This is a genomic window from Streptomyces erythrochromogenes, assembly GCF_036170895.1.
Classification (GTDB): domain Bacteria; phylum Actinomycetota; class Actinomycetes; order Streptomycetales; family Streptomycetaceae; genus Streptomyces; species Streptomyces erythrochromogenes.
Genome location: NZ_CP108036.1, coordinates 5,077,501 through 5,092,581, shown reverse-complemented (window position 1 = coordinate 5,092,581; position 15,081 = coordinate 5,077,501). Strand labels below are relative to the sequence as shown.

General features: G+C 70.4%; 10 protein-coding genes and 2 rRNA genes (1 of these 12 only partly in view). 5 read left to right on the top strand and 7 right to left on the bottom strand.

All coding sequences use genetic code 11. The features are described from left to right. Positions 1–11: 11 nt before the first annotated feature. From OHA91_RS23320 to mtrA, 4 genes are all read right to left on the bottom strand, one after another. A complete protein-coding gene (locus OHA91_RS23320) occupies positions 12–752 on the bottom strand; it encodes a ComF family protein (RefSeq protein WP_328739941.1) in 741 nt (246 codons plus the stop codon). Between the two features lie 104 nt (positions 753–856). After that, positions 857–2,737 carry an LpqB family beta-propeller domain-containing protein gene (locus OHA91_RS23315; protein ID WP_031152493.1) on the bottom strand — a complete coding sequence of 627 codons (1,881 nt, stop codon included), beginning with the start codon at positions 2,735–2,737 and terminating at the stop codon, positions 857–859. Then, positions 2,727–4,583 (bottom strand): MtrAB system histidine kinase MtrB, encoded by a 1,857-nt coding sequence (mtrB, locus tag OHA91_RS23310; protein ID WP_328741163.1) that lies wholly within the window; start codon positions 4,581–4,583, stop codon positions 2,727–2,729. Before mtrB ends, OHA91_RS23315 begins: the two co-directional genes overlap by 11 nt. Before the next feature lie 88 nt (positions 4,584–4,671). Continuing rightward, positions 4,672–5,361, bottom strand: coding sequence for a two-component system response regulator MtrA (mtrA, locus tag OHA91_RS23305; RefSeq protein WP_189747360.1), 690 nt, complete (start codon positions 5,359–5,361; stop codon positions 4,672–4,674). 234 nt (positions 5,362–5,595) lie between these two features. Here mtrA and OHA91_RS23300 point away from each other — a divergent pair, with 234 nt between their 5' ends. From OHA91_RS23300 to OHA91_RS23280, 5 genes are read left to right on the top strand one after another with little or no spacing between them, the layout of a single operon-like run. Beyond that, a complete protein-coding gene (locus tag OHA91_RS23300; RefSeq protein WP_328739940.1) occupies positions 5,596–6,843 on the top strand; it encodes a hypothetical protein in 1,248 nt (415 codons plus the stop codon). A gap of 10 nt (positions 6,844–6,853) precedes the next feature. After that, on the top strand, positions 6,854–7,531 hold the full coding sequence (locus OHA91_RS23295; RefSeq protein WP_328741162.1) for a DUF4129 domain-containing protein: 678 nt from the start codon (positions 6,854–6,856) through the stop codon (positions 7,529–7,531). Further along, positions 7,528–8,958, top strand: a complete 1,431-nt coding sequence (locus OHA91_RS23290; RefSeq protein WP_328739939.1) for a DUF4350 domain-containing protein — start codon at positions 7,528–7,530, stop codon at positions 8,956–8,958. Before OHA91_RS23295 ends, OHA91_RS23290 begins: the two co-directional genes overlap by 4 nt. Continuing rightward, complete coding sequence (locus OHA91_RS23285) at positions 8,955–9,941, top strand: AAA family ATPase (protein ID WP_328739938.1); 987 nt, start codon at positions 8,955–8,957, stop codon at positions 9,939–9,941. Before OHA91_RS23290 ends, OHA91_RS23285 begins: the two co-directional genes overlap by 4 nt. After that, the gene (locus OHA91_RS23280; RefSeq protein WP_328739937.1) at positions 9,941–11,251 is read left to right on the top strand and encodes a DUF58 domain-containing protein; all 1,311 of its coding nucleotides are present in this window, start codon (positions 9,941–9,943) and stop codon (positions 11,249–11,251) included. Before OHA91_RS23285 ends, OHA91_RS23280 begins: the two co-directional genes overlap by 1 nt. A 131-nt stretch (positions 11,252–11,382) precedes the next feature. Here OHA91_RS23280 and OHA91_RS23275 read toward each other — a convergent pair whose 3' ends face one another. The 3 genes from OHA91_RS23275 to OHA91_RS23265 form a co-directional block, all read right to left on the bottom strand. Then, positions 11,383–11,907, bottom strand: coding sequence for a hypothetical protein (locus OHA91_RS23275; protein WP_328739936.1), 525 nt, complete (start codon positions 11,905–11,907; stop codon positions 11,383–11,385). Positions 11,908–12,048: 141 nt separating this feature from the next. Next, a 5S ribosomal RNA gene (gene rrf / locus OHA91_RS23270) occupies positions 12,049–12,165 on the bottom strand. A 76-nt stretch (positions 12,166–12,241) separates the two neighbouring features. Further along, a 23S ribosomal RNA gene (locus OHA91_RS23265) occupies positions 12,242–15,081 on the bottom strand; it runs 283 nt beyond the window's last position.

The window sequence follows — 15,081 nt, the reverse complement described above, 5'->3', positions numbered from 1 at the left end:
GACGTTGCAGGTCACCGCGCCCCCGTCCGGGGACCCCGCGCGAAGGAGTCGGCCGGCGCGGCGACCACGGCTGCCCGCAGCACGGCTCCCGGCCCCGCCGCCGGTCCGCCCACCAGACCCGCCGCACGCACCGCCCGTGCCGCCTCGGCCAGCGTCGCCCCGGTGGTGACCACGTCGTCCACCAGTACGATCCGGGCCCCGCCCGTCAGCCGTGCCCCGTCCCGGCGCACCGCCAGCGCCCCGGCGAGGTTCTCCCGGCGCTGCCGGGCCCCCAGGCCCGCCTGGTCCGCCACCGCCCGCCGCAGCCCCAGTACGGGCGCCACGCGCGCGGGAACCCCGGCCCGCCGCAGCCGCCCCGCCGCGGCCAGGGCGATCCTGCGCGCCGGATCGTGCCCGCGCGCCCGCACCTGCCGCCGCGCCGACGGGACCGGCACCAGCGCCACCTCGCCCCGCCCGGGCGCCGTCCCGCCCGCCAGGACGGCCGCCGCCAGCGCGGCGCCCAGCACCCCGGCCAGCGGGAGCGCCCCGCGCTCCTTGTGGGCCAGCAGAACGGCGCGTACGGCTCCCTCGTAGGCGGCGGCCGCCTGTACCACCGGCAGCCCCTCGGGACGAGGAGACGGCCGCACCAGCCCCGCCACGGCCCCGCTGAGCGCGCCCCTGCAGTCGGCGCACACCAGTACGCGGACGGCACCGCACCCGGCGCAGTCCACCGGCAGGACCAGCCCGGCGAGCTCCTGCCACCACCCCCGCATGGCTCCACCCTGGCGGCCCGGACCCCGGGCGGCCACCCCTGTGGACGACCGTCCGGCCGCGGCTGGCCATGGCCGGGCCGTGCCGACCCGAGAGCTGCCGCGCCTCAGCCCGGGTAGACCGGGGACCGGCCGCCCTCGACCACCGTGCGCCACTGCGCCCCCGGCGGCAGCCAGACGATCCCGTCCTCGGAGAACGCCAGCACCGGCTTCGGCTTCGACTCGTCCTCCGCGGCCGCGACCGCGACCTCGGCCAGCCCCGTGGCCCCCGGCAGGCTCGCCGCGACCATCGAGCCGTCCGCCAGCATGTAGCGGGCCTGCTGCACCCCGCCCTTCTCCCGGCCCACCACCAGCAGCCGGCCCCGCGGGGCCCAGCTCATCGTCGTCACGTTCTCCATCTGCGGCGCCGCGGGACGCAGCTCGCGCACCGACACCGCGGAGACGTCGCCCTTCGCGTCGGGCCGCTCGATCCGCCCGATGTAAAGGATCTTGCTGTTGGCGTCCTTCTCCAGCAGCAGCGCGATCCGCGCGCCGTCGGCGGACACCTTCAGCGAGGCGATCCGCTGGCCGTCGAGCCCCGCCACCTGCACCCTCTCGGGCGCTGCGGTCCCGCCCGGCACCCGCCACAGCCCCGGGTGCTGCGGATCCCGGTCCGCGACCCACACGTCGCCCGAGGCGTCCCAGCTCGGCGCCGTCAGCGTCTCCGCCTTGCCGCCCTTGCCGATCGGCACCTGCGCCGGCATCGGCCCGCCCCCGACCAGCGACACGACGTACAGCCCGTGCCCGTCCTCAGAGACCACGGCCGCGCGCCGCTCGTCGTGCGAGACCGCCGCCGAGCTGACCTTGAACACGGGAACGGCCGCCAACGGCCCCGGCACCGGCTCGGTACGGGTCTGCTGGTCCTCGCTGCTCACGTCGAGCTTCATCCGGACCAGCCGCTTCTCGTTGTCCACGAAGTACTGGAACTCGGGAATCTTGGGCCGGTTGGCGATCGCGTCCGCGCTCACCGAGGTCACCGAGCACAGCGACGACGTCTTGTCGTCACTGGAGCGCAGCAGTTCGACCTGGTCGAGCCGAGAGCCCGTCAGGTCCTTGACGGTGTAGAGGAGTTGGGTGGCCATCTTCTTGCACTGCGGCTGCGCGACGTTGCCCACCTTGTCGTTCAGCGGCACGCGCAGCGTGTTCTGGCCGTCGTACGAGAGGGACTTGGTGCCCGTGCGCAGTTCCGTACCGGTGGGGAAGCTGGACTCCACGACCGGCGCGAGCCACCGGGACGGCCCGGCGAGCAGCGACTGCACCGTCTGCGTGGTCGGGTCCATCCGCGAATCGGGGTCGGTGCGCTGGCGCACGTAGACCGGGTCGGCGACGAGCGTGCTGCCCGCGAAGTAGTACTTGTTCACCGGCATGTAGATGCGCTGGAAGTCCGACTCGCTGAGCACGAGGCCGCTCGGCGGCGTCGAGATGCGCCACTGCTTGTCCTCGTCCTGGACGAGCTGGAGCTGTTCCTCGTACTCCCTCGCCCCGGTCTGCGGCTGGTACGCGCTGTGCTCGTCGACGGTCGCGAGCTTCTTGCCGGTCACCTTCCAGCGGGGCCCCTCGGGGTCCTTCTCGCCCCGGACCGCGACCCGGTTGAGGCCGGAAGAGAGCACGGTGACGGCGGAGCCGGGCTTCCAGGACTTCGCGGCGGCCGGCGTGAGGTACTTGCGGGCGGTCTCCAGCTGCGGGTCGTCGCTGGTCATCGCCTCCAGGAAGCCGTCGACGATCTCCGCCGGAGTGGCCTTGTCCGCGGGCGGTACGCCGAACACCCGCACCTGCGAGTCCACGCCCTGCGAGGCCTGCACCGCGCGGATCTCGCCGCTGTCGGGCATCGAGGCGCACCCCGCCAGGAGCAGCCCGGCCGCTGGGAAGGCGTACGCCCGCACCGTGCGCAGGCGCCGGCCCTTCACCCGTGCGCTCCCCCACCGCGCGTCCACGGGCTCACCGTCCATCGGCTCGATCCTCCTGTTGTGCCTGCTCGGCGGGGCGGGCCACGACCCGGGCCCCGTTCCCCGGCAGAGCGGTCGGGTCGGCGGGCACCGACTGCGCCCCGGCGACGGGCGAGCGCGGCGGTATCGACGAGCGGTCCCCGGCATCGGCCGCCGGGCGCTCCGCCCCGGTGTCCGAGGCCGCGGCGTCCGCGGCGGCCCTGGCCCGGTTCGCCCGGGAGTCCTCGGGCTCCAGCGGGATGGGCGAGCCCCGCAGCGGCTCGTCCGCCGTGCGCGGCAGCGTCAGCCGGAACTGCGAGCCGCCGCCCGGCTCGCCCCAGGCCTGGAGCCAGCCGCCGTGCAGCCGGGCGTCCTCGACGGCGATGGACAGGCCGAGGCCGGTCCCGCCGGTCGTGCGCGCCCGCGCCGGGTCGGCCCGCCAGAAACGGTTGAAGACGCGGGTCGCCTCACCGGGCTTGAGCCCGACGCCGTAGTCGCGTACGGCGACGGCGACGGCCCCGCCCGCGGACGCCAGCCGGACCACCACGTCCCGCCCCTCACCGTGCTCCACGGCGTTGACGACGAGGTTGCGCAGCACCCGCTCGACGCGCCGCGAGTCCGCCTCGGCGATCACCGGCTGGGAATCGCCGAGGACCCGGATCCGGGTGCCCTTGTGCTCCGCGAGCGGCTCCGCCCCGTCGATGACGCGGCGCACCACCTCGCGCAGGTCGATCGGCTCGGCCTCCAGGGCCGCCGCCCCGGCGTCGAAGCGGCTGATCTCCAGCAGGTCGGCGAGGAGCGACTCGAAGCGGTCGAGCTGCCCGGCGAGCAGCTCGGCGGAGCGCGCCGTCACCGGGTCGAAGTCGACGCGGGCGTCGTGGATGACGTCAGCGGCCATCCGCACCGTCGTCAGCGGGGTCCGCAGCTCGTGGCTGACGTCCGAGACGAACCGGCGCTGCATCCGGGACAGCTCCTCCAGCTGCTGGATCTTGCTCTGGAGGTTCTGCGCCATCTTGTTGAAGGCCTCGCCCAGGCGGGCGATGTCGTCCTCGCCGGTGACCTTCATCCGCTCCTGGAGCCGCCCGGCCGAGAGCCGCTCGGCGATCCCGGCGGCCATCCGGACCGGGGTCACCACCTGGCGTACGACGAGCCAGGCGATACCGCAGAGCAGGACGACGACGAACAGCCCCGCGGTCACGATGGTGACCTTGATCAGATTGAGGGACTCCTCCTCCTGCGTGAGCGGGAAGAGGTAGTACAGGTCGTACGGATCGCCGTTGATGTCGGTCAGCCGCTTGCCGACGACCAGCGCCGGCTCGGGCTCCTTCTTGTCCGCCCCGCTGGTGTAGCGGATCTCCGAGAAGGTCTTGAACGTGCCGGTGGCGTGGTTGACGGCCCGCCGCAGGCTGATCGGCACGCTGGCCGTCGGATCCACGTTCCCGGAGGCGCGGGCACCGCGGACGCCCTGCGCGCCGGGCTGCGACTGCTCCCCGGTGCCGGCACCGAGCGCGGCCACCTCGAAGGCGGTCTGCCCACCACTGGCCAGCTGCTTGACCAGGGAGTTCATCCACGTACTGGCGTCACGGCCGACCTTGTTGTCGGTTGCGTCGGGCCCGTCCACGGTCGCGGGGGTGTTGGCCTTCTCCTGCGCCACCGCGAACCCGCCCGCGGCCTGGCTCTGCGCGGCTTCCTCCTTCGCGTCGAGGAGACCCTTGCTGACCTGAGCGATGACGACGAAGCCCAGGGCCAGGACCACGGAGAGCGAGATCAGCAGGGTGGCCGCGACCACCCGGAGCTGGATGTTGCGGCGCCACAGCCGGACAGCCGGAAGCAGCGGTCGTCGTACGAGACGTACGAACAGCCGCAGCATCCTGCCGGCGGGCGCCCCGTCCCGGAGCAGTCTGCCGGTCCACAGGCGGGAACCGCCCCGGACCCTGCCCGAGGTGCCGGACTGCACGTCAGCTGGGTCCGGCCTTGTAGCCGACACCGCGCACCGTCACGACGATCTCGGGGCGCTCCGGGTCCTTCTCGACCTTCGAGCGCAGACGCTGCACATGCACGTTGACCAGGCGGGTGTCCGCCGCGTGCCGGTAGCCCCAGACCTGCTCCAGCAGCACCTCGCGGGTGAACACCTGCCAGGGCTTGCGCGCGAGCGCGACCAGCAGGTCGAACTCGAGCGGGGTCAGGGCGATCGAGGCGCCGTCGCGCTTGACCGAGTGCCCGGCCACGTCGATGACCAGGTCACCGATGGCCAGCTGCTCGGGCGCGGGCTCCTCCGACCGGCGCAGACGGGCTCGGATACGGGCCACCAGCTCCTTCGGCTTGAACGGCTTGACGATGTAGTCGTCGGCCCCGGACTCGAGGCCCACGACCACGTCCACCGTGTCGCTCTTGGCGGTGAGCATGACGATCGGCACGCCGGACTCGGCCCTGATCAGCCTGCACACCTCTATGCCGTCCCGTCCGGGCAGCATGAGGTCCAGCAGGACCAGATCGGGCTTCGCCTCCCGGAAGGCGGCCAGCGCCTTGTCACCGTCCGCTACGAACGACGGCTCAAAACCTTCTCCCCGCAGCACAATGCCGAGCATCTCGGCCAGCGCGGTGTCGTCGTCGACGACGAGGACGCGTCCCTTCATGGTTGACATCATCCCATTAGCCAATCGTGACAAGGCGGTGAGCTGTCCCACAGCCAAAAGGGCTGGAAATCGCCCCTCGGACCTGCGTGGACATCCGCTCGACCGGTCTGACCCGGATCCGGGCGACAATTGAAGGTACGGGCTGCCGGGCATCCGGGGGGACGGCTGGTCCGTTCGGGGTCCTCACGTGGCACGATGGCAGCGACCAGCGCCCCCGCCGCAGCAGGTGGATGTGAAGGAGCGACGATGAACGACTCTCCGGGCTGGGCTACGCCCGGATCTCCGTCCGACGGCGATCGGCAGGGAAACCCCGCCGACCAGCCGGGCAACGACGGCGGCGCGCAGCAGCCCGCACGGCCCACCGGCGACCCCAAGTGGTCCGCCGAGCAGCCGCCGCCCGGCCAGTGGTCGAGCCCCGGCGCCACACCTCCCGCCGACGCCCCGCAGCCGCCCCCGGCGCAGCCCGCCGGCGGCTGGGGAGCGCAGCCCGGCACCCCGTACGGCGGCCAGCAGGCCTACCCGGGCGGCCCGGGCCAGTGGAGCCAGCCCCTCGCCGCCAAGCCCGGAGTGATCCCGCTGCGCCCGCTGGGCCTCGGCGAGATCCTCGACGGCTCGGTCGCCACCATGCGCACGCACTGGCGCTCCGTCGTGCCCATCACCCTGGTCGTGGCCACGGTCATCCAGGTCATCAGCGTCCTCGTGCAGAAGTTCATGCTGAGCGACCTGCCGCTGAGCTCGACCGAGGACATGACCGCCGAAGAGGCGATCGACACCCTCGGCAGCTCCCTCGCCGTGTCCGTGGTGAACCAGTTCATCCAGGTCCTCGGGACGATCGTGGTCACCGCGATGCTCACGATGATCTTCAGCCGGGCCATCCTGGGACAGCACTCCTCGGTCTCCACCGCCTGGCGCGAGGCCCGCCCCCAGCTGCTGCGCCTGATCGGCCTGACCCTGCTGCTGGCCCTCGGCATCATCCTGCTCGGCGCCGTACTGGTCCTGCCGGGAGCCCTCGCGGGCAACATCGGCCTGGCCGTCGTCGGCTTCGCCGCCTGGCTGCCGCTCATCATCTGGCTCGGGATCAAGTTCAGCCTGGCCTCCCCCGCCCTGATGCTGGAGAAGAGCACCGTCATCAAGGCCTTCACGCGCTCCTCGAAGCTCGTCGGCGGCTCCTGGTGGCGCATCTTCGGCATCACGCTCCTCACCAGCCTGATCGCCTTCATGGTCGCGCTGATGGTCGTGGCGCCGTTCCAGATGGTCGGCATCTTCGCCGTCGGCGGCGGCATGGACTCCCTGGAGGACGGCAGCGCCCAGACCGCGTGGGGGCCGCTGATCTTCTCCGGCATCGGCCTGATCATCGCCCAGACGATCATCATGCCCATCCAGTCCGGCGTCACCGTCCTCCTCTACGTCGATCAGCGCATCCGCCGCGAGGGCCTCGACCTGGAGCTCGCCCGGGCGGCCGGCATCGAGAACTACGGCACGACCGGAGGCTGACCCACCGATGATGAGCACGGGGGGCCTCATCACCCGCACCGCGGCACTCCTGCCGACCGCGGAGACACCACCGGTGACGACACCGCGCGCGCCCGCCCAGGAGGCGGCGGAGCGCGAACTGTCCAAGCCGATGTACCACGAGAACGACCCGGGCCTGGTGGACCGCGCCCTGCGCGCGTTCTTCGACTGGCTCGACGACCTGTTCGGCGCCGCCTCCGGGGCGACCCCCGGAGGCGCCGTGGGCCTGTTCGCCATCGTCCTCCTGGTCGTCCTCGCCGTCGCCGCCCTGTGGTGGCGCCTGGGCGCCCCCCGCCGCGCGGCCGCCGCCGCGGGCACCCTCTTCGACGACGGCATCCGCAGCGCGGCCGACCACCGCACCGGCGCCGAGGCCCACGCCGCCGCCGGCCGCTGGACGGAAGCCGTCCAGGAACGCATGCGCGCCGTCGTCCGCTCCCTGGAGGAGCGCACCCTGCTGGACCCCCGCCCGGGCCGCACCGCCGACGAGGCGGCCGCCGAAGCCGCGGTCTCCCTGCCCGACCACGCCGCCGACCTCCGCGCCGCCGCCCGCACCTTCGACGACGTCACCTACGGCGGCCGCACCGCCGACGCCGACGCCTACGCCCGCCTGCGCACCCTCGACCTCACCCTGGACCGCGCCAAGCCGCTCCTGACGGGACCCACCGCATGACCGGCCCGAACCACCCCTCAGACGCGTCCGACGCCGCCGGCTCCGGCGGGGCCGGGAGTGTGCCGGGGCGATCCCCGCAGGGCGCCGAACGCACCGCCGCCGCGCCGTCCGGCCCCGAGGGCCGTTCGGCGGCCGAGGAGACGCCCCGGCGCGCGCCCGGCCCCGCCGGAACCGCCCCCGCCACGGCCGTGGCCACCGAAGCCCCCGCCCCCGGCCGAGCCCCCGGCTCGGGAACAGGTGCGGGAACGGGCACGGGACCCGGCACGACCATCCGCCGAGCCGCCCGCAGGGTCCGCCGTACCGCCGCCGTCCTCGCCGTCCTCGCCGCCGGCGCCGTCATCCTCGCCGTCCTGAACTCCGGCACGCGCCACGGCCACCTCGACCCCCGCTCCGCCGACCCCTCCGGCAGCCGCGCCGTCGCCGAACTCCTCAGGGAGCGCGGCGTCACGACCCGCGTCGTCACCACCGCCCGCGAGGCCGCCGACGCGACCGGCCCCCGCACCACCCTCCTCGTCACGGACCCGGACCTGCTCGGCGCCACCCAGCGCAGCGTCATCCGCTCGGCCATCGACCTCTCCGGCGGCCGCACCGTCCTCCTCGCCCCCGGCGACGTCGGCCTCTCCGACCTGTCCCCCGGAGTCCGCACCGAGGGCGACGCCACCACCGACGACCTCGACCCCCGCTGCACCCTGCCCGCCGCGGACTCGGCCGGCCGCGCCGGCACCGGCGGCGGCCTCCGCTACACCACCGCCGTCCCCGGAGCCACCGCCTGCTACCCCAGCGGCGGCCACCCCACCCTCCTCGTCCTCCCCACCGGCACCAGCGGTGGCGACACGGTCCTCCTCGGCTCCGAGACGATCCTCCTCAACGAAAGCCTCGCCGAGGAGGGCAACGCCTCCCTCGCCCTCCAGCTCCTCGGCTCCCGCCCGGACCTCGTCTGGTACCTGCCGTCCCTCGCCGTCTCCGAACCCGGCACCGGCTCCGGAGACGAGGACAAGACCCTCTTCGAGCTCGTCCCGGCCGGCTGGTCCTGGGCCCTGCTCCAGCTCTTCCTCGCCGCCGTCCTCGCCGCCCTGTGGCGCGCCCGCCGACTGGGCCCCCTCGTCACCGAGAAGCTCCCCGTCGTCATCCGCGCCTCCGAGACCACCGAGGGCCGCGCCCGCCTCTACCGCAAGGCCGGGGCCCGCGACCGCGCCGCCACCGTGCTGCGCGCCGCCACCCGCGAACGCCTGGCCGCACTGGTCGGCGTACCGCCCACCCGGGCCCACGAACCGGCCGCACTGGTCCCGGCCGTCTCCGCCCGCCTGGCCGGCGGATCCCGGGACGTGACCGCCCTCCTCTTCGGCACCACCCCCTCCGACGACGCGGCGCTCGTCGCGCTCGCCGACCACCTCGACGCCCTCGAAAGAGAGGTCCGCACGTCATGACGTACCCGGCCACCGAGTCCACGGCCGCGACCGCGGACAGCGCCCGTGCTTCCCTCGAAGCGCTCCGCACCGAGATCGGCAAGGCCGTGGTCGGTCAGGACTCCGCCGTCACCGGCCTCGTCGTCGCGCTGCTGTGCCGCGGCCACGTCCTCCTCGAAGGCGTCCCCGGCGTCGCCAAGACCCTCCTCGTGCGCGCGCTGGCCGCGTCCCTGGAACTCGACACCAAGCGCGTCCAGTTCACCCCGGACCTGATGCCCAGCGACGTCACCGGCTCGCTCGTCTACGACGCCCGCACCGCCGAGTTCTCCTTCCAGGACGGCCCGGTCTTCACCAACCTCCTCCTCGCGGACGAGATCAACCGGACCCCGCCCAAGACGCAGTCCTCGCTCCTGGAGGCGATGGAGGAGCGCCAGGTCACCGTCGACGGCACCCCCCGCAAGCTCCCCGAGCCGTTCCTCGTCGCCGCCACCATGAACCCGGTCGAGTACGAGGGCACGTACCCCCTGCCCGAAGCACAGCTGGACCGCTTCCTCCTCAAGCTCACCGTGCCCCTCCCCTCCCGCGAGGACGAGATCGGCGTCCTGAGCCGCCACGCCGCAGGCTTCGACCCCCGCGACCTGAAGGCCGCCGGCATCCGCCCGGTCGCCGGCCCGACCCAGCTCGAAGCGGCCCGCGACGCCGTCGCCCGGGTCTCCGTCTCCCCCGAGATCGCCGGCTACGTCGTCGACATCTGCCGCGCCACCCGCGAATCGCCCTCGCTCGTCCTCGGCGTCTCCCCGCGCGGCGCGACCGCCCTGCTGGCCACCTCCCGCGCCTGGGCCTGGCTCACCGGCCGCGACTACGTCACCCCCGACGACGTCAAGGCGCTCTCCCTCCCGACGCTGCGCCACCGCGTGCAGCTGCGCCCGGAGGCGGAGATGGAGGGCGTCACCGCCGACGCCGTCATCACGGCGATCCTCTCCCACGTACCCGTCCCGCGCTGATGGCCCTCACCGGACGCGCCGCCCTGCTGGCGGCCCTCGGCAGCATCCCGGTCGGCCTACTGGAGCCGAGCTGGGCGGGCCTGCTCGCGGTCAACGGCCCGATCGCCCTGGCCTGCGCGGTCGACTACGCCCTGGCCGCGCCGGTACGCAGCCTCGTGCTGGCCCGCTCCGGCGACAGCTCGGTACGCCTCGGCGAGCCGGCGGACGTCCACCTCACCGTTTCCAACCCGAGCAACCGCAAGCTGCGGGCCCGCGTGCGCGACGCCTGGCCCCCGAGCAGCTGGGTCGCGGGCACGGAGGCCGCGGCGTCCCGCCACGAGGTGGTCGTCCCGGCGGGCGAACGCCGCCGCCTGACCACCCGCCTGCGCCCCACCCGGCGCGGCGACCGCCGCGCCGACCGCGTCACGATCCGCTCGTTCGGCCCGCTCGGACTGTGGGCCCGCCAGGGCTCCCAGGTGGTCCCCTGGACGGTCCGCGTCCTGCCCCCGTTCACCAGCCGCAAGCACCTCCCGTCCCGGCTGGCCCGGCTGCGCGAACTGGACGGCCGCACCAGCCTCCTGACCCGCGGTGAGGGCACCGAGTTCGACAGCCTGCGCGACTACGTGCCGGGAGACGACACCCGTTCCATCGACTGGCGTGCGACGGCCCGTCGGCCCAAGGTGGCCGTCCGCACCTGGCGCCCCGAACGCGACCGGCACATCCTGATCTGCCTCGACACCGGCCGCACCTCGGCGGGCCGCGTCGGCGACTCCCCCCGCCTGGACTCCTCCATGGACGCGGCCCTGCTCCTCGCAGCCCTGGCCACCCGTGCCGGCGACCGGGTGGACCTCCTGGCCCACGACCGCCGCCCCCGCGCCCAGGTCCAGGGCCGGTCCGCAGCCGACGTCCTCCCCTCCTTCGTGAACGCCATGGCCACCCTCGAACCGGAACTGGTCGAGACGGACTCCCGCACCCTGGTGTCCACCATCCTCCGCAATGCCCCGCGCAGGTCCCTGGTGGTCATCCTGACGAGCCTGGACGCCGCCCCGATCGAAGAGGGCCTCCTCCCGCTCCTCCCGCGTCTCACACAGCGCCACACGGTTCTGCTGGCCTCGGTGGCCGACCCCCACGTCGCGGCGATGGCCGCCTCCCGGGGCAGTGCGGACGCGGTCTACGAGGCCGCGGCCGCCACCCAGACCCAGGCCCAGCGCCACCGCACGGCCGACCAGCTCGCCCGCCACGGCGTCCACGTCGTCGACGCCACCCCCGACACCCTGGCCCCCTCCCTGGCCGACGCCTACCTCTCCCTCAAAGCCGCAGGCCGCCTCTAGGCCGTCAAGACGGGGCTCCGCCCTCTGTACGTCTCGTGAATCTCGATTTTCGGAGCAGCCCGGCGGCCCGTAAACGCAGAAGAGCCCCGCACCGGAAGGTGCGGGGCTCTTCTGCCCACCCGCGACAGGGCCTAGTACTGCCAGCGCGGCTGGGTGCCGTCCAGTCGGCAATGGATCATGCGCCCGTTCCCCGCGTGGGTGGACCGGCCCAGGTCGGCCTTTCGGCAGAACTGGCCCGCGTTGTAGCAGTTCCCGGCGTTGGAGACGATCTCGCACTCGGCCTTCGCCGGCGGGGCCGACGCCTTCGTCGTGGCCGGAGCCACCGGCTTGGTCGTCCGTGTGGCGGGCGGCTTCGGGTCGGCCGTACGCGTCGCCGCGGGGGCCGCCGGACTCGGCCGGGCCGAGGTCGGCGAGGGGGACGCCGAAGGCGTGGGCGTCGATGACGGGGAGGGGGAGGGCGAAAGGGAAGGCTCGGCGGACGTCTGCGACGGGACCACCGAGGTGGCGGCCGGTGGCAGCGGCACCGCCGCTCCGTCCCCCTCCGCCGGACCACAGGCGACGGTGACTCCTGCCACCAGCAGCCCGACCAGCAGCCGCTTGACCATCCCCCTCGTGCGTCTTCCGCCCCGCGCGTCCTCGCCGGCTACTCTGCGCATCTGTGCCCCCACCCGAAGCTGCTTGAAGGAGGCACATCATATGAATACCCGTTCCGCTTCCGCCGGGTTTCACGTGAACTGGAGCCCGTAAACGCAGAAAAGCCCCGCACCCAGAGGGTGCGGGGCTTTCCCACAATGATTGTTCGGCGGCGTCCTACTCTCCCACAGGGTCCCCCCTGCAGTACCATCGGCGCTGAAAGGCTTAGCTTCCGGGTTCGGAATGTAACCGGGCGTTTCCCTAACGCTATGACCACCGAAACACTATGAAATTTGAACGCTGGCATAATCACAGCTGTTCGTTATTTCAGAACTAACACAGTGGACGCGAGCAACTGAGGACAAGCCCTCGGCCTATTAGTACCAGTCAGCTTCACCCGTTACCGGGCTTCCACATCTGGCCTATCAACCCAGTCGTCTACTGGGAGCCTTACCCTCTCAAGGAGGTGGGAATACTCATCTTGAAGCAGGCTTCCCGCTTAGATGCTTTCAGCGGTTATCCCTCCCGAACGTAGCCAACCAGCCATGCCCTTGGCAGGACAACTGGCACACCAGAGGTTCGTCCGTCCCGGTCCTCTCGTACTAGGGACAGCCCTTCTCAATATTCCTACGCGCACAGCGGATAGGGACCGAACTGTCTCACGACGTTCTAAACCCAGCTCGCGTACCGCTTTAATGGGCGAACAGCCCAACCCTTGGGACCGACTCCAGCCCCAGGATGCGACGAGCCGACATCGAGGTGCCAAACCATCCCGTCGATATGGACTCTTGGGGAAGATCAGCCTGTTATCCCCGGGGTACCTTTTATCCGTTGAGCGACGGCGCTTCCACAAGCCACCGCCGGATCACTAGTCCCGACTTTCGTCCCTGCTCGACCCGTCGGTCTCACAGTCAAGCTCCCTTGTGCACTTACACTCAACACCTGATTGCCAACCAGGCTGAGGGAACCTTTGGGCGCCTCCGTTACCCTTTGGGAGGCAACCGCCCCAGTTAAACTACCCATCAGACACTGTCCCTGATCCGGATCACGGACCGAGGTTAGACATCCAGCACGACCAGAGTGGTATTTCAACGGCGACTCCACACCAACTGGCGTTGATGCTTCAAAGTCTCCCACCTATCCTACACAAGCCGAACCGAACACCAATATCAAACTGTAGTAAAGGTCCCGGGGTCTTTCCGTCCTGCTGCGCGAAACGAGCATCTTTACTCGTAGTGCAATTTCACCGGGCCTATGGTTGAGACAGTCGAGAAGTCGTTACGCCATTCGTGCAGGTCGGAACTTACCCGACAAGGAATTTCGCTACCTTAGGATGGTTATAGTTACCACCGCCGTTTACTGGCGCTTAAGTTCTCAGCTTCGCACACCCGAAAGTGCACTAACCGGTCCCCTTAACGTTCCAGCACCGGGCAGGCGTCAGTCCGTATACATCGCCTTACGGCTTCGCACGGACCTGTGTTTTTAGTAAACAGTCGCTTCTCGCTGGTCTCTGCGGCCACCCCCAGCTCACGGAGTAAATCCGATCACCAGTGATGGCCCCCCTTCTCCCGAAGTTACGGGGGCATTTTGCCGAGTTCCTTAACCATAGTTCACCCGAACGCCTCGGTATTCTCTACCTGACCACCTGAGTCGGTTTAGGGTACGGGCCGCCATGAAACTCGCTAGAGGCTTTTCTCGACAGCATAGGATCATCCACTTCACCACAATCGGCTCGGCATCAGGTCTCAGCCTTAACGAGGGACGGATTTGCCTACCCCTCGGCCTACACCCTTACCCCGGGACAACCACCGCCCGGGCTGGACTACCTTCCTGCGTCACCCCATCGCTTACCTACTACAAGTCTGGTTCGTCGGCTCCACCACTTTCCTTTCCCCGAAGGGTCCGGAACGGCTTCACGGACTTAGCATCGCCTGATTCGATATTGGGCGTTTCAAAGCGGGTACCGGAATATCAACCGGTTGTCCATCGACTACGCCTGTCGGCCTCGCCTTAGGTCCCGACTTACCCTGGGCAGATCAGCTTGACCCAGGAACCCTTAGTCAATCGGCGCACACGTTTCTCACGTGTGTATCGCTACTCATGCCTGCATTCTCACTCGTGAACCGTCCACAACTAGCTTCCGCTGCTGCTTCACCCGGCACACGACGCTCCCCTACCCATCACAGCGGGCGTTGGCCCTATTGCTGCAATGACACGACTTCGGCGGTACGCTTGAGCCCCGCTACATTGTCGGCGCGGAATCACTTGACCAGTGAGCTATTACGCACTCTTTCAAGGGTGGCTGCTTCTAAGCCAACCTCCTGGTTGTCTCTGCGACTCCACATCCTTTCCCACTTAGCGTACGCTTAGGGGCCTTAGTCGATGCTCTGGGCTGTTTCCCTCTCGACCATGGAGCTTATCCCCCACAGTCTCACTGCCGTGCTCTCACTTACCGGCATTCGGAGTTTGGCTAAGGTCAGTAACCCGGTAGGGCCCATCGCCTATCCAGTGCTCTACCTCCGGCAAGAAACACACGACGCTGCACCTAAATGCATTTCGGGGAGAACCAGCTATCACGGAGTTTGATTGGCCTTTCACCCCTAACCACAGGTCATCCCCCAGGTTTTCAACCCTGGTGGGTTCGGTCCTCCACGAAGTCTTACCTCCGCTTCAACCTGCCCATGGCTAGATCACTCCGCTTCGGGTCTAGAGCGTGCAACTCAATCGCCCTATTCGGACTCGCTTTCGCTACGGCTTCCCCACACGGGTTAACCTCGCTACACACCGCTAACTCGCAGGCTCATTCTTCAAAAGGCACGCAGTCACGACCGCTGTTCCGAAGAACAACGGCGACGCTCCCACGGCTTGTAGGCACACGGTTTCAGGTACTATTTCACTCCGCTCCCGCGGTACTTTTCACCATTCCCTCACGGTACTATCCGCTATCGGTCACCAGGGAATATTTAGGCTTAGCGGGTGGTCCCGCCAGATTCACACGGGATTTCTCGGGCCCCGTGCTACTTGGGAGATGAGCAAGCAAGCCGCTGATGTTTCGTCTACGGGGGTCTTACCCTCTACGCCGGACCTTTCGCATGTCCTTCGACTACATCAACGGTTTCTGACTCGCCGACCGGCCGGCAGACCGATCAAGCTCATTCCCACAACCCCGCATGCGCAACCCCTGCCGGGTATCACAC